We start from the raw sequence: 17,664 nt of genomic DNA, 5'->3' as shown, positions 1-17,664 counted from the left end.
GGCAGTTTTAAGGAAAGCGCGGGACGAGGGTATCAGCGGGCCGCAAGGCGGGAAAAGACAAGGCGCGGCACATTGCCGCGCCCAGACAGGCAGGTGTTACTGGACGCCCGGCACGTGGTCGCCGACGTTCGCACCGAACACGCGCTGCCGCAACAACGCCAGTTGATCGCGAGTTTGTGCAGCCTTTTCGAATTCGAGGTTCTTGGCGTGCTCCATCATCTGCTTCTCGAGGCGCTTGAGCTCCTTGGCGAGCTGCTTCTCGGACATGTCCTCGAATTTCGCCCGAGTCTGCTGTTCCTTCAACTCGGCACGTGCGTCGTCGACGTTGTACACACCGTCGATGATGTCGCGGATCCGCTTGACCACGCCGCGCGGCGTGATGCCGTTCTCCAGGTTATAGGCGATCTGCTTGGCGCGCCGCCGCTCGGTTTCGTCGATGGCACGGCGCATCGAGTCGGTCACCCGGTCCGCGTAGAGAATCGCCTTGCCGTTCACGTTACGCGCCGCCCGGCCGATGGTCTGGATCAGCGAGCGCTCGGCGCGCAGGAAGCCCTCCTTGTCGGCGTCGAGAATCGCGACCAGCGAGACCTCCGGAATGTCGAGCCCCTCACGCAGCAGGTTGATCCCGACCAGCACGTCGAACGTGCCCAGACGCAGATCGCGGATGATTTCCACCCGCTCCACCGTATCGATGTCGCTGTGCAGGTAACGCACCTTCACGCCGTGGTCGGCCAGAAACTCGGTGAGCTGCTCGGCCATGCGCTTGGTCAGCACGGTCACCAGCACGCGGTCGCCTACCTTGACGCGCTCGTTGATCTCGGCGAGCACATCGTCGACCTGGGTGCGCGCCGGGCGCACCTCGATTTCCGGGTCGACAAGACCGGTCGGACGCACCAGCTGCTCGGCCACCTGCCCTGCCGTTTTCTGCTCGTAGTCTGCCGGCGTGGCCGACACGAACACCACCTGACGCATCTTGCGCTCGAACTCATTGAATTTGAGCGGGCGATTGTCGAGCGCCGACGGCAAACGGAAACCGTAGTCGACCAGATTTTCCTTACGCGCCCGGTCGCCGTTGTACATGCCGTTCAACTGGCCGATCAGCACGTGCGACTCGTCGAGCAGCATCAGCGCGTCGGGCGGCAAGTAGTCGACCAATGTTGGCGGCGGCTCGCCGGGCGCAGCGCCCGAAAAGTGCCGCGAATAGTTCTCGATGCCCTTGCAGAAGCCCAATTCCTGCAGCATTTCCAGATCGAAGCGGGTGCGTTGCTCAAGCCGCTGTGCTTCGACAAGCTTGCCGCTGCTGTAGAAAAACTCGAGCCGCTCGCGCAATTCGGTCTTGATCGTTTCGACCGCGCGAATCACGGTGTCGCGCGGCGTCACATAGTGCGACGACGGGTACACGGTAAAACGGCTGATCTTCTGCCGCACGCGGCCGGTGAGCGGATCGAACAGTTGCAGCGTCTCGACCTCGTCGTCGAACAACTCGATGCGCACCGCCATTTCGGCGTGCTCGGCCGGGAAGATATCGATCGTATCGCCGCGCACGCGGAACGAACCGCGCTGGAAATCGGCCTCGTTGCGGTTGTATTGCATGGCGATCAGCCGGGCGATGATGTCGCGCTGGCCCAGCTTGTCGCCGGTGCGCAGCGTCAGAATCATCTTGTGATATTCCGACGGGTTGCCGATACCGTAAATTGCCGACACCGTGCCGACGATAATCACGTCGCGCCGCTCCATCAGGCTCTTGGTGGCCGACAGCCGCATCTGCTCGATGTGCTCGTTGATCGACGAATCTTTCTCGATGAACAGGTCGCGCTGCGGCACGTACGCTTCCGGCTGGTAGTAGTCGTAGTACGAGACGAAGTACTCGACCGCGTTGCGCGGGAAGAACTCGCGGAACTCCGAATAGAGTTGCGCGGCAAGCGTCTTGTTCGGCGCGAACACGATCGCCGGCCGGCCGAGCCGCGCGATGGTGTTGGCCATCGTGAAGGTCTTGCCGGAGCCGGTCACGCCAAGCAGCGTCTGGAACGACAAGCCGTCCTGGACGCCTTCGACGAGCGTGTCGATCGCCGTCGGCTGGTCGCCGGCGGGCGGGTACGGCTGGTAAAGCTGGAACGGCGAGCCTTCGAACGTGACGAATTTGGATTCGTCGAGCGTCTCGTCGAGTTCAGTCAGATGGTGTTCGGACATGGGGAGCGGCACCGGGCCTTAGGCAAAGAACTATTCTAACGGGTTGCGGGAACCCGGGCTGAGCGGGTCTGCGTAGGGGTTCAGCGGGCTGCGCAGAGAAAGCAAATGGCGCTTTGATGCCTGTTTTTCAAGCAAAAAATTCAGTCCGCCGGCCTTTGGTGCCCGAAAATTGCCCACAAATTCGCTACAATGCCAAGTTGCGCTCGCTCGCCGATGCCCGCCCGCCGTCCGGATCGTCCGTCAGACGTCTTCGGCCGGGTTCGCCGCGAACGAAGCGGCCCTCTTTTCACTACTGCTGCCCACCCATCATGTCTCTGTTCTCCGCCGTCGAACTTGCTCCCCGCGACCCGATTCTGGGCCTGAACGAAGCTTTTAACGCCGATGCGCGCGCCACCAAGGTCAATCTTGGCGTTGGCGTCTACTTCAATGAAGAAGGCAAGATTCCGCTGCTGCGCGCCGTGCGCGACGCGGAAAAGGCACGCGTTGAAGCCGCGCTGCCGCGCGGCTATCTGCCGATCGAGGGCATCGCCGCCTATGACGCCGCTGTGCAAACGCTGCTGCTCGGCAACGATTCGCCGCTGATCGCCGCAGGCCGCGTCGTGACGGCGCAAGCACTGGGTGGCACGGGCGCGCTAAAAATCGGCGCCGACTTTCTGAAGCGTGTGAACCCGAATGCCAAGGTCGCGATCAGCGATCCGAGCTGGGAAAATCACCGCGCGTTGTTCGAAGGCGCAGGCTTCGAAGTCGTGAACTATCCGTACTACGACGCGCACACGCACGGCGTGAACTTCGAAGGCATGCTGAACGCGCTGAATAGCTACGCCGCGGGCACGATTGTCGTGCTGCACGCGTGCTGCCACAACCCGACTGGTGTCGACCTGACGGTCGACCAATGGAAGCAGATCGTCGAAGTCGTGAAAGCGCGCAATCTGGTGCCGTTCCTCGACATCGCTTACCAGGGTTTCGGCGACAACATCGAATCCGACGCCGCAGCGGTTCGTCTGTTCGCCGCATCGGAACTGAACGTATTCGTGTCGTCGTCGTTCTCGAAGTCGTTCTCGCTGTACGGCGAGCGCATCGGCGCACTGTCGATCATCACGGCAAGCAAGGAAGAATCGGCTCGCGTGCTGTCGCAACTGAAGCGCGTGATCCGCACCAATTACTCGAACCCGCCGACGCACGGCGGCTCGGTGGTCGCGGCGGTGCTCGCATCGGCTGACCTGCGCGCCACGTGGGAGACGGAACTCGCTGAAATGCGCGACCGCATCCGCGCCATGCGCAACGGTCTCGTCGAACGCCTGAAGGCAAGCGGCGTGGATCGCGATTTCAGCTTCGTGAATGCACAACGCGGCATGTTCTCGTACTCGGGCCTGACGGCGCCCCAAGTGGACCGTCTGCGCGAAGAGTTCGGCATCTACGCGGTGAGCACGGGCCGTATCTGCGTGGCTGCGCTGAATACGCGCAACCTCGACGTGGTGGCTAACGCGATTGCTCACGTGCTCAAGTAAGACATTTCAGGGCGCGGGCGTTTAGCGCGCGCGCCTTGTCTTGCTTGGCTGGCTGAAGTTGCTTGAAAAAACGGCGCCCAATTTGGGCGCCGTTTTTCATTGGTCGGCTGCTGCTGGACGTGTGACCGACCTGCCGATGCAGCTTGTTGCCGTTAGTTGCCGATCTGGCCTGTTGCCGCCATGCATGGGGAGGTCACGGGGATTTCAGCGTGCATCCCGATGAATATCGTGCGTGACAAAACCCGCGTCGTTATCAGGCATGTCGAGCCAATCGGGTTGGGCCAGCGAATGGCGGATATCTTCCAGACCGCTACTCCAATGTTCGCGCATTGTGGAGAGGCCAAACTGGAAGTCTTTGAAGTGCCCTTCGTATTCCTTTTGCCGATAGATGAGGTGGATCACGTTGTAGCGCTTCGAACACGAGAGATCCTCCGCAAGCTTGCACCACGGATCGTCGCGCTGGTCAGACGGCACGCGATCGAGCACCTCGCGCAGCACATGCCGGAAACGCTGCGAACGTTGCAGCATGTCGGTCACGAGACGCGTGCGGCTCGAGTACTGAATGTCTTTCATGCGCCCTTGAACATCAGTGATGTTGTCCGGCACCGGGCCGATCGCGCTCCATAGGTCAACCTGGAATGCGAGCGTATCGCGACGCGGCGTGGTCTGAATCACTTCATAGAGCGGCGTGTTCGACATCAGGCCACCGTCCCAGTAATACTGGCCGTCGATCTCAACTGCCGCAAAACCCGGCGGCAACGCACCTGACGCCATGAAGTGCTCCGGCCTCAGTTTGGTATGCCGGTTATCGAAGTAAGCAAAGTTGCCTGTTCCGCAATTCACCGCCCCGACTGATACGCGCATCTCGCCGGAATTGATCCGATCGAAATCGCAGAGGGCCTCCAGCGTCGCCTTGAGCGGCGTGGTGTCGTAGTAGCTTGCCAACTGCGGCGGCCCGGAGACGGTGGGCAGCGGCGGCGGAAAGCGCGGCACGAAAAAGCCCTTTTGCCCTTCCACAATCGCGCCCATGGCCTGAGTCGCCGTGAATGCCTTGCGAACAGCTTCACTGGAATTGAACAGTGCGTGCTCGATAAAGGCCGGCAACGGCGGCCCGAACGCAGGTTGGCAGATCGTTTCCCAGAATTGCAGTAGCCGCTCGACGCGCTTTTCCGGCGGATTGCCGGCAATGATGGCGGTATTCAGCGCGCCGATTGAAATACCGGCGAGCCAGTTCGGCTCGATACCGGCTTCGTAAAGTCCCTGAAAGACGCCTGCCTGATAGGCGCCCAACGCACCACCGCCTTGCAGCATCAGCGCAACGGTTTCGTAGTTGGGTAAATGGCGTTGCGGGCCAGGATGCGCGACGGGCGCCGGACCGGCGCCCTCGCCTTCCCCGCCCCCGGGCGCGCCGGCGCGCGCCCGTTTGAGATTGCGTTGCGCCATGGGCGCCTCCTTATTGCATATACCAGCCGTGGCTCACAATAAAGGACTGGCCGGTCAGCGCCGCAGTCGGGAAGGTGGACAGAAACAGCACAGTCTGCGCGACGTCTTCCACCGTGGTGAAGATGCCGTCGACCGTGCCGCCCAGCATCACGCGCTTGATCACGTCTTCTTCGCTAATGCCGAGCTCTTTGGCCTGCTCGGGAATCTGCTTGTCGACCAGCGGCGTACGCACGAAACCCGGACACACGACATGCGAGCGCACATTGTGTTTCGCGCCCTCCTTGGCCAGTACGCGTGCGAGCCCGAGCAGCGCATGCTTGGCGGTCACATAGGCCGACTTGAGCGGCGACGCTTCATGCGAATGAACCGAACCCATGTAGATCACGATGCCGCCGCGATCGTCTTTATACATGTGCTTGAGCGCGGCCTTGGTGGTGAGGAAGGCGCCGTCCACGTGGATCGCCTGCATTTTCTTCCAATCGGAAAACGAGTAGTTTTCGATTGGATTAACGATCTGAATGCCGGCGTTGGAAATCAGAATGTCGATCGAGCCCAATTCGGCCGCGACTTTGTCGATACCCTGGTTGACGGCGTCTTCGTTCGTGACGTCCATCGCAATGCCGATTGCCTTTCCGCCAGCCTGTCTGATTTCTTCAGCGACGGCGTTCGCGCCGTCCTGGTTCAGGTCGGCGATCGCGATCGCCGCGCCCGCGGCAGAAAGCGTGAGCGCAATCTGCTTGCCGATGCCGCTCGCGGCGCCCGTAACCACCGCGACCTTGCCATTCAGATTCGTGTTCAGTGACGACATCCAGAACCTCCATGCAGTTGATGAGCAATGAGACCACGGGCCGCAGGCGGCGTGAAGTCAGCCAAACGGCATAGGCCGTTTGGCCGAATGCTGCACTGCGGCCAACGCTGCTATTGTGCATGAACCATGTGAACTACATCGGTAAAACGCGCATCGGGCTTTATCTCTTTAAACTAGACGTCTCAGCGGGATTCCGGCGGCATCACTACCAAGGAGGAATGCATGAACTATCGACGTCTGGGCCGTTCCGGCCTGCAAGTCAGCGAACTGTCCATCGGCTCATGGGTCACCTACGGCAATCAGGTGGATCATCGCGCGGCACGCGAGTCGCTTGCGGCCGCCCGCGATGCGGGAGTCAACTTCTTCGACAACGCCGAGGTGTATGCCGGCGGCCAATCCGAAGAGATCATGGGCCAGGCGCTCAAGGAACTCGCGTGGCCACGCGTGAGCTATGTGGTATCCACGAAGTTTTTCTGGGGTCTCAACGAGGCGCCGAACCAGTACCACACGTTAAACCGCAAATATCTGCTGAACGCGATCGATACGTCGCTCAAACGCCTGCAGCTCGATTATGTCGATCTGGTGTTCTGTCATCGTCCTGACCCGAACACGCCGGTCGAAGAAACCGTTTGGGCGATGAGCGATATGATCACGCGCGGCAAGGCACTGTACTGGGGCACGTCGGAATGGAGCGCCGACGAAATCCGCGCGGCTTATGAGATCGCCGAACGGCATCATCTGCACAAGCCGGTCATGGAGCAGCCGCAATACAACCTGTTCCACCGCAAGCGCGTGGAACAGGAATACAAGCGGCTTTACGAGGACATTGGCCTGGGGCTGACCACATGGAGCCCGCTTGCATCCGGTCTGCTTACCGGCAAATACCGTGACGGTGTGCCTACCGACAGCCGCGCGCAGTTGCAAGGCTACGAGTGGCTGCGCAAGCAGGTCACCGACACCGGCAAGAACAACGTGGTCGGCAAGCTCGGCGAAGTGGCAGACGAACTCCACTGTACGGTCGGCCAGTTGGCGATTGGATGGATTCTGAAGAACCCGAACGTAAGCACGGTGATTACCGGCGCTTCGCGTGTCGAACAGATCGGTGAAAACATGAAATCGGCGGAGGTAGCCGAGCAGATCACCCCGGAGATCAAGCAACGGATCGAGGAAATCATCGGCGACGCCTACGACTGAGCCAACGTTCGCCGGAGCGCGCGGAACATGGCCCACGCATCATCAGGGCTGTGCCACGCGCAACGCACTGCAGGGCGCAGCGCGGCGTCGCGTACAATACGCGACCGCGCTGCACTTCTATTGTGCTGCCGCATTGCACCCGCACCGCCGAATCCGCCTTGGACCGGCACGCCCTCTTTCAGCGTCTCCTCATCATGCTTAGCTACCGCCACGCCTTTCATGCAGGCAACCACGCCGACGTTCTGAAACACGCCGTCGTGTTGCAGCTACTGCGCTACCTCGGCCAGAAGGACAAAGCCTATTGGTATATCGACACCCACGCGGGTGCCGGCGTCTATTCGCTGAAAGAAGGCTACGCGACCAAGACCGGCGAATTCCAGACCGGCATCGCCAAACTTTGGGGACGCAACGACCTGCCGTCGGTCTTCGCGGATTACGTCGATGAAGTGAGCGCGCTGAATCCAGACGGCCAGTTGCGCTTCTACCCGGGCTCGCCCTATATCGCGTGGCGGCAGATGCGCGAACAGGACCGCATGCGCCTGTTCGAACTGCACACCACTGAAATCGACGTACTACGCCATAACTTCCGCGATGCGGGGCGCCGGGCAATGCTTTATGCAGGCGACGGCTTCGACGGCATTCTCGCGTTACTGCCTCCGGCACCGCGCCGCGCGCTGGTACTGCTCGATCCGTCGTACGAAGACAAGCGCGACTACACGCGCACCCTACGCTGCGTCGAAGAAAGCCTGAAGCGCTTTCCGACCGGTACCTATGCAGTCTGGTACCCGCAGGTCAGACGGCTTGAATCGCAGCGCTTCCCCGATCAGTTGAAGAAGCTGCAGGAGCGTAACTGGTTGCATGTGAGCCTGACCGTCAGCAATCCGCCGACCGACGGCTTCGGATTATTCGGCAGTGGCATGTTCATCCTGAATCCGCCGTATACGCTGGCAAAAACGCTGAAAGACCAGATGCCCTGGCTGGTTCAGGCGCTCGGCGAGGACAAGGCCGCACAGTTCAAGGTGGAGTATCGCGGCGATTGAGCTTATTGCCCGCGAGGCATGGGACGTGGTTGCGGATAGGGTTGTGGAGACGGCGTGCCGCCGCCGGCAGGCACCGGGATGTAGGGTGCGACAATGAATGGCGGCGACGAATTCGGCGCCAACTCCGTGGGCGTGGCGATGGGCTGCGCCTCTACGATCGGCTGTCGCGAAAGCGGTGCGGTTTGCAGCACCGTGCCGCTTTGGCCGTCGTTGATACCGCTCTGTGAGTCGAGTATCACCGGTTTGCGGGTGTTGCTGCTTGTCGCTGCGAAACTCGCCGGTACTGCGAAAACCGATGTCAGCGAAGTCGCGGCGGTTATGACCAGAATGGACTTGAGTAGGCGGACAGGAAACATGGGCAGACCGGTTGAGTTTTGAAAATGCCGGATAGCGTGGAAAACGCCTTACCTTACCGCTACGGCGGCCGCCAGGCTAGTCGTTATCGGCCATGGATCGACTTGAAGCGCCATTTGCGGTGAAATTTTCGCGGTCCAGATGTGACAAAGCCCCGTCTATACGGGGCTCAACACTTTACTGCAATGGCCGCGCACGAGCGCTGCCGGATCAAACTTGATGCAGTTGAAACTTACAGCGAGTAGCCATTGGTTTCGAGCGAGCGGATGCGCTGTTCGAGCTGAACGATATCCGACGACGACGCCAGATAGGCTTCACGACGGCTGCGTTCTGCGGTTTCAAACCAGGTGCTCAGCTTTTCAAGTACGTATGCAAACATGATGTTCTCCAAGGATCAGATTGAATCCCCGGTGAGTTCTGCATCAGGGATTTCCCGTAAAAGGGTTAACCCGAATTATAGCCCTATGGTGCAACCTTGCTAGTGAAATGCCCGCATGACGTGCATTCCGTTTTGGAATGGTGCACGCTTGCGGTGCGCTTAAGTCATTGATTTGTCTGAATTCAAGACGACTGCCTCGAGACAATCGATAGCGCCCCCAATTATTTTGCACCGCCGTGGTGCTTTCTTACGTTCCGTTGCGACAAATCCCACAACGGGTTGCACCGACGCGTTTAAATCGGATGACAGCCCTTCCCGGACACCAGATCAGTGTCGGCTAGCCGCTCGATAATCGGGCAATCTGGGCGCTCATCGCCGTGGCAATGGTCCGCCAGATGCGCCAATGTGTCGCGCATGTCGGTCAGTTCGGCAATGCGTCGATCGAGTTCCGCGACGTGCTCCAGCGCAATCGCCTTTACTTCGGCGCTGGCGCGCGACCGGTCATGCCAGAGCGCCAACAACCGGCGGATGTCTTCGACCAGAAAACCCAGGCGGCGCGCCTGGCGGATAAAACGCAGCGAATGGACCTCTTGCGGCCCGTATACGCGGTAGCCAGCGCTCGTGCGCGCCTTCGCTGCCAGCAGACCCACACTTTCGTAATAGCGAATCATCTTCGCCGTGACGCCCGACGCGCGGGCCGCTTCACCGATATTCATGACTGTTTCCTCAGTGTGTACGTCGATCGTACACCTTCCCATTGTGGGAAGGTCAGCCACCCAATTGCGCACCGGCAGGCATAATTCAACCGTCGCAACATTCATTTTTTCGAGGCAATCCCGATGACGATCGAATTCCAGGTAGAAGGTATGAGCTGCCAGCATTGCGTGGCAGCGGTTACGAATGCGATCCGTGAACACGATGACACCGCTCAGGTTCGGGTCGATCTGGCAACCGGGCGCGTGGCGATCGAGTCGACGCAACCGGCCGGCACATTAAAGAGCGCCATCGACGAAGCCGGTTATACGGTGACCGGCGTAATCAGCGGCCCGGGCCGTTAAGCGAGCGACCTTCATGTTCAAAGTTGCCGTCATTGGTGCTTCCGGGCTGCTCGGCCGGGCGCTCGTCAACGAACTGGCGCAGCAGGCCAGTTGGCAAGTTGTCGCCACGGCGTTCAGCCGACCGGGCCCGAACACCGTTGCACTGGACATTCGCGATGCGCGCGCGGTCGAGCAATTCATCGAGCGCGAAGCGCCGGACGCACTCGTGATTGCGGCGGCGGAACGTCGGCCGGATGTGTGCGAGCACGATCCGGCGCTCGCCCGGGCATTGAACGTCGACGCAGTGCGCACTCTGGCTACGGCAGCCGGACGTCGCGGTGCATGGACGCTCTCGATCTCGACCGATTACGTATTCGACGGCACCCACCCACCCTATCAGCACGATTCCGTGCCCGCGCCGCTCAATGCCTATGGGCGGAGCAAACTCGAAGGCGAGCGCGCGCTGACGGAATCCACCGATCTCGGCTGCGTGCTGCGTTTACCGCTACTGTATGGGCCGATCGTCGATTGGGCAGAATCCGCGGTGACGAGCCTCGTGCCGGCGATTGCCGCGTCGGCTTCACGCGATGGCAAGGCCGCCGTCATGGACGCATGGGCGATTCGTTACCCGACCTTCACACCGGACGTCGCGTTTGTGATCCGGCAGATGCTCGAATGGCAAGCACGTGGCGAGGCGATCCGCGGCATCGTGCAATGGTCGGGCGACGAGCCGATGAACAAATATGAAATCGCCGTGCGGTTGGCCGCCGCGTTGCAACTCGATGCACAAATAACGCCGCAGCACACGCCCGCGGACGCGACGCCGCGTCCGCATAACTGTCATCTGTCCTCGGACCGGCTCGAGGCGCTTGGTATCGGCCGCCGCACACCCTTCGACGTGGCGATCCGGCAAGTGCTGGCCGAATTTCCATGGCGGGATGAGACGGCAGCATAGCGCCCGGCAACGCGCTCGACCACGGCAGGTCCGCATCAATGAAAATCGCGGCTTGCCGTGGCCAGTTCGCCGAGCCACTCGCTGTGATCTTCAAGCCGATGCGCGACAAGATGGATCACTTCACCCTTCTGTTTCCGTTTCGCCTTACCTGCCTGGTTCATGTCCGCCGCGTTGCCAGCGCTGTCACCGCCGGTGGAAACACCGTCATCACGCTGCAGGACGCCATACACCGCCAGCAACGATGAACCCAGCAACACCTTGCGCTGCTTTTCCACCAGCGATGGCCAGACGATCACGTTGATCGAACCGGTTTCGTCTTCGATGGAAACAAACACGGTGCCGTTTGCCGTGCCGGGCCGCTGCCGCACGGTGACAATGCCGCAGGCCCGCGCCACCGTACCGTGCCGGCACACCGCCAGCTCAGCCGCTGTGCGAAAACGCTGTCGGGCAAGACGTTCGCGCAATAAGGCTAGCGGATGACGATTGAGCGTGAGACCGATGCTCGCGTAATCGTCGACGATCTCGCGACTCTCGGTTGCCTGCGGCAATGCCAACGGCGTTTCCGCGATCGGCGCATCGCGCAGCAGCCTGGGCACCGCGTGCTGCGCGGTCACCGCCCACCATGCTTCGCGCCGATGGCCCGCGATGCTCACCAGCGCATTCGCCGCGGCGAGCGCTTCGAGATCACGCCGCGTTAATGCCGCGCGACGCGTCAGATCGTCGACGTCGGTAAACTGCGCGTCGCAGCGAGCCGCCATGATGCGTTCGGCGGCCACCTGCGAAAGACCTTTGATCAGATGCATGCCGATGCGCACGGCCGGGCCGCGTGCACCATAGGTTTTCGACGCTTGAAATACGCGTGCGGTCAGCTGTTTCGCCGCGCGCCGGATCGTCCGGGCCACAGTGAAGCGCCGCAACGACAGATCACGAAATTGCTGTGCGGACAACACGCCCTGCTGACGGCGCAAATAGGTCTCGCTCGATGAAATCCGCTGCCCCTCATGGCCACGTTGTTCGAAGGTCGACTCCCAATCGCTCAAGGTCACGTCAGGCGGTAATACCTGGACACCGTGACGCCTGGCATCCTGCACGAGTTGAGACGGCGAATAAAATCCCAACGGCTGACTGTTCAGTAATCCTGCCAGAAAAGCAGCCGGCTCATAACGTTTCAACCACGCGCTGAGGTAGACGAGCAACGCAAAGCTCGCGGCATGGCTTTCAGGAAAACCATATTCGCCGAAGCCCTCGATCTGTTTGCAAATGCGGTCGATGAACTCTTTTTCGTAACCGCGCGCGGACATACGGTCAGTCAGATCCTTCTGATGCTTCGTCAGATTGCCGCTGCGCCGCCACGCGGCCATCGCGCGCCGCAATTGATCAGCCTGCTCCCCGGTGTATTTCGCCGCAACCATCGCGAGGTGCATCACCTGTTCCTGAAAGATCGGCACGCCGAGCGTGCGTTCGAGCACGGGACGCAATTCCTCCTTCGCGTAATCCACCGCTTCCAGACCCTGTTTGCGGCGCAGATACGGATGCACCATGCCGCCCTGGATCGGCCCGGGTCGCACGATCGCGACTTCGATCACAAGATCGTAGTACTTGTTTGGCTTCAGGCGCGGCAACATGCTTTGTTGCGCACGCGATTCGATCTGGAATACACCGATCGTATCGGCATGACCGCACATTTCGTAGACGGCCCGGTCCTCGCGCGGAATATCCTGCATCCTGAATTTCGGCAAGCCGCGGCGCAAGGCGACGAATTCCAGCGAGCGCCGGATAGCCGACAACATGCCTAGCGCCAACACGTCGACTTTTAACAGCTTGAGCGCATCGATATCGTCCTTGTCCCACTCGATCACGCTACGATCTTTCATCGTTGCGTTCTCGATAGGTACGAGCCGTGACAGCTTGTCTTTCGCGATCACAAAGCCACCGACGTGCTGCGATAGATGACGCGGGAAGTTACGCAACTCTTTGGTGAGACGAATCAGATTCTGCGTGATGTGCGAGTTGGCAGCGAAACCCGCTTCAGCAAGATATTTGGCGACCGCATCCGTGCCGTCCCACCACTGCTGCGATTTGCTGATTCGCTCGATCAGCGACGCTTCGAGTCCCAACGCCTTGCCGACGTCCTTCAGCGCACTGCGTGCGCGATAGGTGATCAGCGTTGCAGTGAGCGCGGCGCGATGACGGCCGTATTTTCCATAGATATATTGAATCACCTCTTCCCGACGCTGATGCTCGAAATCGATGTCAATATCAGGCGGTTCATTACGCGCGCGCGAGATGAACCGTTCGATCAGCATGTTCATGTTTACCGGATCGATCTCCGTCACATGAAGGCAGTAGCACACGATCGAATTTGCCGCCGAGCCTCGTCCCTGACACAAGATGTTTCTGGAGCGCGCGAAGCTCACGATATCCTGCACCGTCAGGAAGTACTTTTCGTACTTCAGGTCGGCGATCAATTGCAGTTCTTTCTCGATCTGATTGATCCGCTTGAGATCCATCCCTTTCGGCCAACGCTCCATCGCGCCGGCCATCACCAGTTTGCGCAGATAGCTTGATGGCGATTCACCAGAGGGCACCAGTTCTTCTGGATACTCGTACTGGAGCTCGTCGAGCGAAAAGCGACACAGGGCTGCAATACGCAGCGTTTCTTCGAGTGTGTCGCGTGGATACAGTTTGCCGAGCCGCACGCGAGTGCGCATATGTCGTTCGGCATTGGCCTCAAGCGCGTGACCGCACGCCGATAGCGGCGTGACGAGGCCAATCGCGGTCAGGGTGTCCTGCAACGGCTTGCGCGATCGCACATGCATCAGGACACCTCCTGCTGCTACCAGTGGCAAACCACTCGCTTTTGAAATCATTCGCAATGCGTCAATCTGAAGATCGTCGCTGCCGGTTTGCCAGAGTTCGAGTGCGATCCATGAGCGTTGCGGCGCGAAAGATGCCAGCCAGTGCGCACAATGCAAGGTGTGCGAGAGCGTCGCCGTGCGCTGCGGCACGAGGATCAGGACGCAATCGGGCAAAGCTTTGAGATGTTCGAGATGGGGTAGCGAATCGGTGAAGTCGGACGGACTGAGGCGATAGCTGCCTTTGTCCGCACGAGAACGAGCGAGCGTGATCAACTCGGAAAGATTGCCGTAACCATTGCGGTTCGTTGCGAGCGCAATCAGGGTGCAGAATGGTTCGCCTGCATCGTCAGTCAGATTGAGTTCGCTGCCGATGATGAGGTGAGGGATTGGTTTTAACGCCTCTTGCTCTGCGGTTTCTTGTTGGGTGGTTTCTTGTTGGGAATCCGCTGGCTTTATGGCCGTCGACTTTGCTGCTTCCTCTAGAGACGCTCCGGTTTGCGCGGCTTTCGCCTTGTCATCGCGCTCCTTCTGTTGACGCTCCCGCTCCTGTTCGATTTCTTTCACCGCCATATGTGCGCGCACCACGCCCGCCAGTGAACATTCGTCGGTGATCGCGAGCGCGCTATAACCGCACGACATCGCCTGCTCGACCAGTTCATGCGGGTGCGAAGCGCCACGCAGAAACGAGAAATTAGTCAGGCAGTGCAGTTCTGCATAGGGTGGCAATTGGGCTGCAAACGCCTGCTCCAATAAACCTGAGGCCTGGGAATCCGCCATGATGCTCAGCCGAACAAACCTTGCAAATACCACCCATCGCCAAGACGTTCCCGGTACACCCAGAACATATGGCCACGATCATCCGCCGCAATGTAGTAATCCCGCTCGACGAGGTTGCCGTCCCACCACCCTGCTTCAATCCGTTCGGTGCGCGTGAGCATTTTCAGTGGCCGACGATAGATCGGCCGCTGGTCGCGCATCATCAGGCGCAGCGGTTTATCGAGCATCCAGACTGGACGAGGCTGCGACGGCAATGCACTGTCGGGCAGATCGAGTGAAGCCTGGACATCGGCTGATTGCGTGACGAATAGGCTACTGTTTTTAGCGTCGCCCAATTTGCCAGACTGCCGGGATGGGTGCGCTGGGTGTGATGTGCCTGCTACCTGTTCTATCTGTTTCGCTTGCTTCATCGCATCGTTGTCTGCACGCATGCTCTCCAATGCAGCGTTCTGCAATTCATCGGTCAGCCAGGTTTTATCCGCTTTGATTTTTGTCTTCGTAGACGAACGCTTCTTGCGCGAAAACGCTTGCGCCTGGTAGGCCTCGACGCGCATTGCCCGCTCGGGCCGATGATCGTCCTGCTCCGACATCTGCAGCACGTTCTCCGGCCCCAAACGCGCGCTCAAGCGTTCGAGCAGACGTGCGATCGAATCGCCGTCTGATTCAGGCATAGGAAACAAGGTGTCCGACCGCCCTGCACACTCGCTGATCTGATCCGCGACCAGCTTCAACTCGATCACGGGCGCCGCCAGAACCGTCTGATTCAACTTCTCACGCAACAGCCAGATCAAATGCTCGGCGTCACGCGACGGTATGGCCCACGCGACCTTCAGACTCGACGTCTTCGGCGCATGACGGGATGCCAATTCATGTTCAAGCAATAACGTATAAGCACTAAGCGCGGCATGATGCGCGCTCAACCATCCAGCCAGTTGCACAATCAGCCGACGCGCGGCGAACAGTAGTGCATCAGCGTTATCAACCCGCGACGGCAACTCCAACTGAGCATGAAACGATGCCGGCGCACGAAACGATTCGCGCGGATCCGGACGGGTGCCATATGCTTGTGCCAGCAGATCCAGAATGCCGCTGCCGAAACGCCGCACGACGCCGTGCCTTGGTAACTGACGCAAATCGGCCAGCGTCGTGCAACCGACATGCGTAAACGCATCGCGATTCGCCTGCGAAACCGGCAGCAACAACACGGATAAACGATCGAGAACCCGTGCAAGCGACGCTTCCTTTACCACATGCCAACGACGATGCCCCTCCCGACTGGCGCGCGCCTGCGCCAACAGCCACGCACCCCAAGCTGTCGGTGCACACGCGATGCGAGCCGTATAACCGAATTCGGCCACCGTCGCGGATACCCGTGACAACAACGTGCGCAACCCGCCGAACAATCGCAAACCGGAGCCGACGTCCAGCAACAAGGTGTGCGCATGCGCGAGCGACACCTTTGGCGTGTATGTCAGTAAAGCGAGCGCCATTGCTTCGAACGCCTGGGTTTCGCGGGACGTGTCCGCGGCAAGCATCTTGAGACCGGGGGCCAAAGCCAATGCGTACGAGCGCGAATGACCCGCATGCACACCGGCACGCAGTGCGTCAAAATCCGGCATCAGGATGTGCGCGTGATCGGCCAGCGCATAGCAGCGCTCCCCGGTAACGTATCCAGCGCCTGAGGATTGGCTTGTCTCGTCGCCGGACTCACACGGATTCGGCTTCGCGAGTGAACCACCCTGGAGCGACTCGAGAGGCTTCACCGCTTCTAGCGACAAGAGTGGCAATGTGACTGCGATCCACAACATGTTTGATTTCTCGTCCTTGATTGCTGCCGCTTCCGCCTTCCGGCAACACGACGCTTTGTAACGGCAAAACAAGGCGCAGGGGCTCCGCTAGCGGCGGGCCGCGGCGTTTGAAGATGTCGATCGAAATACCAATCTCCTGCAGCCATTGACGACGATTGATCGTCTGCGCATTGGCCGGCAAAAGCGGTTCGCAAATCATTCGCAAAGGCGCTGGCGAAGATTGCGTTGCTGCCTCGACAGGCCGAATCAAAAATGCGAGTGAAGCCGATTCCTGGGCCGCGACCTGCAGACGTCGAACCTTATCGATGCGCGCATTCGGCAGCCATACCAGCACGGCGCCCATACCATCCTGCTTCAATGCCTGAGCTGCGGCCCAAAGAGCCTGATCCTCACTCGAACGCACCCATAAGACACGCTCGACATCGACACCCCAGGCCCTCAGAGCCGAAGCACTGGGTTGGTAAGGCGGCGCCACGAGCATGACGTGCCGCTCGGCTTGTGCCGTGAGATGCTTGAGCGCACGAGCCAGTAGACGCAACTCGCCAACTCCTTCGTGTTCAATCAATAATTCCGTCAGACCGCCAGCCGACCAGCCTTGCCCGGGCAGCAGCTGATCCAGCGCGGCATAACCGCTGGAAATCACCCGCGAGTCCGCCTCGGCAAGCTCATTGCCCTGCCACACCTGACGCCGCAATTGCGACGACAGCTCTGTTGTCGCCAAATGAATCGCTGCTGCCATAGACACGCTCATTCCATAGGAAATACTCCGCCCTGCCCGGCATCAAACAAGCATGGAGCGACGACTTTTACTGTATATTTATACAGTATTTTGAGGGGAATGTTAAGAAAACAAAGCAAGGCGAAGAAGCGCCCGCAGGGGGGAAATGACGAGGGGTGAAGCTGTTTGGCCGCAGGTTTTTCACCCGCGGGAGCAGTTGCTCTTTGGCGTAACAACTACGTTAGCAAGCCTGGAGTTTCCATGTTCCAGAAGGAACGGAGCGAAAGTTCACGCATGTATGCTGCAGATACGCGCAAGAACTGACGGCTCATGCTGCGCCTCGATCCATTGATGGACGATCAGGAACTTGATTCGCGCGAGTCGACCGGCGCGGTGTACTGGGAAGGTGCAGTGCGGGTGAGCCGCAACGGTGCGGACGTGGGCCGGGCGTATCTGGAACTGACGGGTTACGCGAACGCGCTGCGGATCGGCAAGGAGTGAGCGGCGTGCCTGCCGGTATTTCCGGGGTGCGTAAACGCAGAAACCCCACCTTTGTGGGGTGGGGTTTCTGATGCTGCAGGGGAGCCTGACGATT

At 60.0% G+C, this 17,664-nt stretch carries 14 protein-coding genes and 1 pseudogene; 6 read left to right on the top strand and 9 right to left on the bottom strand.

The genetic code is table 11. From position 1 onward, the window contains the following. Positions 1 to 96 precede the first annotated feature (96 nt). A complete protein-coding gene (uvrB, locus tag AC57B6_RS00215; RefSeq protein WP_028200346.1) occupies positions 97 to 2,190 on the bottom strand; it encodes an excinuclease ABC subunit UvrB in 2,094 nt (697 codons plus the stop codon). A gap of 308 nt (positions 2,191 to 2,498) precedes the next feature. On the opposite strand from uvrB, the gene AC57B6_RS00210 reads away from it, so the two are divergent. After that, on the top strand, positions 2,499 to 3,698 hold the full coding sequence (locus AC57B6_RS00210) for an amino acid aminotransferase (RefSeq protein WP_029673919.1): 1,200 nt from the start codon (positions 2,499 to 2,501) through the stop codon (positions 3,696 to 3,698). A 204-nt stretch (positions 3,699 to 3,902) separates the two neighbouring features. Here AC57B6_RS00210 and AC57B6_RS00205 read toward each other — a convergent pair whose 3' ends face one another. Continuing rightward, on the bottom strand, positions 3,903 to 5,141 hold the full coding sequence (locus AC57B6_RS00205; protein WP_496420509.1) for a DUF3734 domain-containing protein: 1,239 nt from the start codon (positions 5,139 to 5,141) through the stop codon (positions 3,903 to 3,905). A 10-nt stretch (positions 5,142 to 5,151) separates the two neighbouring features. Beyond that, positions 5,152 to 5,949 (bottom strand): 3-hydroxybutyrate dehydrogenase, encoded by a 798-nt coding sequence (locus AC57B6_RS00200; protein WP_028200349.1) that lies wholly within the window; start codon positions 5,947 to 5,949, stop codon positions 5,152 to 5,154. Positions 5,950 to 6,171: 222 nt separating this feature from the next. Here AC57B6_RS00200 and AC57B6_RS00195 point away from each other — a divergent pair, with 222 nt between their 5' ends. Together AC57B6_RS00195 and AC57B6_RS00190 are read left to right on the top strand one after the other, a co-directional pair. Then, positions 6,172 to 7,143, top strand: a complete 972-nt coding sequence (locus AC57B6_RS00195; RefSeq protein WP_496420508.1) for a potassium channel beta subunit family protein — start codon at positions 6,172 to 6,174, stop codon at positions 7,141 to 7,143. A gap of 194 nt (positions 7,144 to 7,337) precedes the next feature. Further along, a complete protein-coding gene (locus AC57B6_RS00190) occupies positions 7,338 to 8,183 on the top strand; it encodes a 23S rRNA (adenine(2030)-N(6))-methyltransferase RlmJ (protein ID WP_028200351.1) in 846 nt (281 codons plus the stop codon). A 2-nt stretch (positions 8,184 to 8,185) separates the two neighbouring features. Here the strand turns inward: AC57B6_RS00190 and AC57B6_RS00185 are convergent, their stop codons facing one another. From AC57B6_RS00185 to cueR, 3 genes are all read right to left on the bottom strand, one after another. Then, positions 8,186 to 8,539, bottom strand: a complete 354-nt coding sequence (locus AC57B6_RS00185; protein ID WP_029673873.1) for a hypothetical protein — start codon at positions 8,537 to 8,539, stop codon at positions 8,186 to 8,188. Positions 8,540 to 8,769: 230 nt separating this feature from the next. Continuing rightward, on the bottom strand, positions 8,770 to 8,916 hold the full coding sequence (locus AC57B6_RS00180) for a DUF3563 family protein (RefSeq protein WP_074284875.1): 147 nt from the start codon (positions 8,914 to 8,916) through the stop codon (positions 8,770 to 8,772). 293 nt (positions 8,917 to 9,209) lie between these two features. Continuing rightward, positions 9,210 to 9,632, bottom strand: coding sequence for a Cu(I)-responsive transcriptional regulator (cueR, locus tag AC57B6_RS00175; RefSeq protein ID WP_028200353.1), 423 nt, complete (start codon positions 9,630 to 9,632; stop codon positions 9,210 to 9,212). Positions 9,633 to 9,755: 123 nt separating this feature from the next. Between cueR and AC57B6_RS00170 the strand changes: the two genes are divergently transcribed. Together AC57B6_RS00170 and AC57B6_RS00165 are read left to right on the top strand one after the other, a co-directional pair. Beyond that, positions 9,756 to 9,974, top strand: coding sequence for a heavy-metal-associated domain-containing protein (locus AC57B6_RS00170; RefSeq protein ID WP_028200354.1), 219 nt, complete (start codon positions 9,756 to 9,758; stop codon positions 9,972 to 9,974). A 13-nt stretch (positions 9,975 to 9,987) separates the two neighbouring features. Next, a complete protein-coding gene (locus tag AC57B6_RS00165; protein WP_183803558.1) occupies positions 9,988 to 10,908 on the top strand; it encodes a dTDP-4-dehydrorhamnose reductase family protein in 921 nt (306 codons plus the stop codon). A gap of 35 nt (positions 10,909 to 10,943) precedes the next feature. Here the strand turns inward: AC57B6_RS00165 and AC57B6_RS00160 are convergent, their stop codons facing one another. Genes AC57B6_RS00160 through imuA form a run of 3 tightly spaced genes read right to left on the bottom strand, consistent with a single transcriptional unit; the run spans position 10,944 to position 17,090 of the window. Next, positions 10,944 to 14,543, bottom strand: a complete 3,600-nt coding sequence (locus tag AC57B6_RS00160; RefSeq protein ID WP_496420507.1) for an error-prone DNA polymerase — start codon at positions 14,541 to 14,543, stop codon at positions 10,944 to 10,946. A 5-nt stretch (positions 14,544 to 14,548) separates the two neighbouring features. After that, positions 14,549 to 16,351, bottom strand: a complete 1,803-nt coding sequence (locus tag AC57B6_RS00155) for a Y-family DNA polymerase (protein WP_496420506.1) — start codon at positions 16,349 to 16,351, stop codon at positions 14,549 to 14,551. After that, positions 16,251 to 17,090 carry a translesion DNA synthesis-associated protein ImuA gene (gene imuA / locus AC57B6_RS00150; RefSeq protein WP_030103357.1) on the bottom strand — a complete coding sequence of 280 codons (840 nt, stop codon included), beginning with the start codon at positions 17,088 to 17,090 and terminating at the stop codon, positions 16,251 to 16,253. The genes AC57B6_RS00155 and imuA overlap by 101 nt, the downstream gene beginning before the upstream one ends. Before the next feature lie 306 nt (positions 17,091 to 17,396). On the opposite strand from imuA, the pseudogene AC57B6_RS00145 reads away from it, so the two are divergent. Then, positions 17,397 to 17,570, top strand: a pseudogene (locus AC57B6_RS00145) (lipocalin family protein); the annotation flags it as partial. Between the last annotated feature and the right edge of the window lie 94 nt (positions 17,571 to 17,664).

The sequence above is a fragment of the Paraburkholderia sp. BGA-UO-ETr-F12 genome (genome assembly GCF_059567945.1).
The sequence above is the reverse complement of the archived record's forward strand: the minus strand, read 5'-3'. Positions and strand labels throughout refer to the sequence as shown.

What these genes read in the sequence shown, in the direction of transcription:
- AC57B6_RS00160 (WP_496420507.1), bottom strand. Translation starts at nt 14,543, where the DNA reads ATGGCGGATTCCCAGGCCTCAGGTTTATTGGAGCAGGCGTTTGCAGCC.
- uvrB (WP_028200346.1), bottom strand. Translation starts at nt 2,190, where the DNA reads ATGTCCGAACACCATCTGACTGAACTCGACGAGACGCTCGACGAATCC.
- AC57B6_RS00155 (WP_496420506.1), bottom strand. Translation starts at nt 16,351, where the DNA reads ATGTTGTGGATCGCAGTCACATTGCCACTCTTGTCGCTAGAAGCGGTG.
- imuA (WP_030103357.1), bottom strand. Translation starts at nt 17,090, where the DNA reads ATGGCAGCAGCGATTCATTTGGCGACAACAGAGCTGTCGTCGCAATTG.
- AC57B6_RS00195 (WP_496420508.1), top strand. Translation starts at nt 6,172, where the DNA reads ATGAACTATCGACGTCTGGGCCGTTCCGGCCTGCAAGTCAGCGAACTG.
- cueR (WP_028200353.1), bottom strand. Translation starts at nt 9,632, where the DNA reads ATGAATATCGGTGAAGCGGCCCGCGCGTCGGGCGTCACGGCGAAGATG.
- AC57B6_RS00190 (WP_028200351.1), top strand. Translation starts at nt 7,338, where the DNA reads ATGCTTAGCTACCGCCACGCCTTTCATGCAGGCAACCACGCCGACGTT.
- AC57B6_RS00205 (WP_496420509.1), bottom strand. Translation starts at nt 5,141, where the DNA reads ATGGCGCAACGCAATCTCAAACGGGCGCGCGCCGGCGCGCCCGGGGGC.
- AC57B6_RS00185 (WP_029673873.1), bottom strand. Translation starts at nt 8,539, where the DNA reads ATGTTTCCTGTCCGCCTACTCAAGTCCATTCTGGTCATAACCGCCGCG.
- AC57B6_RS00200 (WP_028200349.1), bottom strand. Translation starts at nt 5,949, where the DNA reads ATGTCGTCACTGAACACGAATCTGAATGGCAAGGTCGCGGTGGTTACG.
- AC57B6_RS00170 (WP_028200354.1), top strand. Translation starts at nt 9,756, where the DNA reads ATGACGATCGAATTCCAGGTAGAAGGTATGAGCTGCCAGCATTGCGTG.
- AC57B6_RS00165 (WP_183803558.1), top strand. Translation starts at nt 9,988, where the DNA reads ATGTTCAAAGTTGCCGTCATTGGTGCTTCCGGGCTGCTCGGCCGGGCG.
- AC57B6_RS00210 (WP_029673919.1), top strand. Translation starts at nt 2,499, where the DNA reads ATGTCTCTGTTCTCCGCCGTCGAACTTGCTCCCCGCGACCCGATTCTG.
- AC57B6_RS00180 (WP_074284875.1), bottom strand. Translation starts at nt 8,916, where the DNA reads ATGTTTGCATACGTACTTGAAAAGCTGAGCACCTGGTTTGAAACCGCA.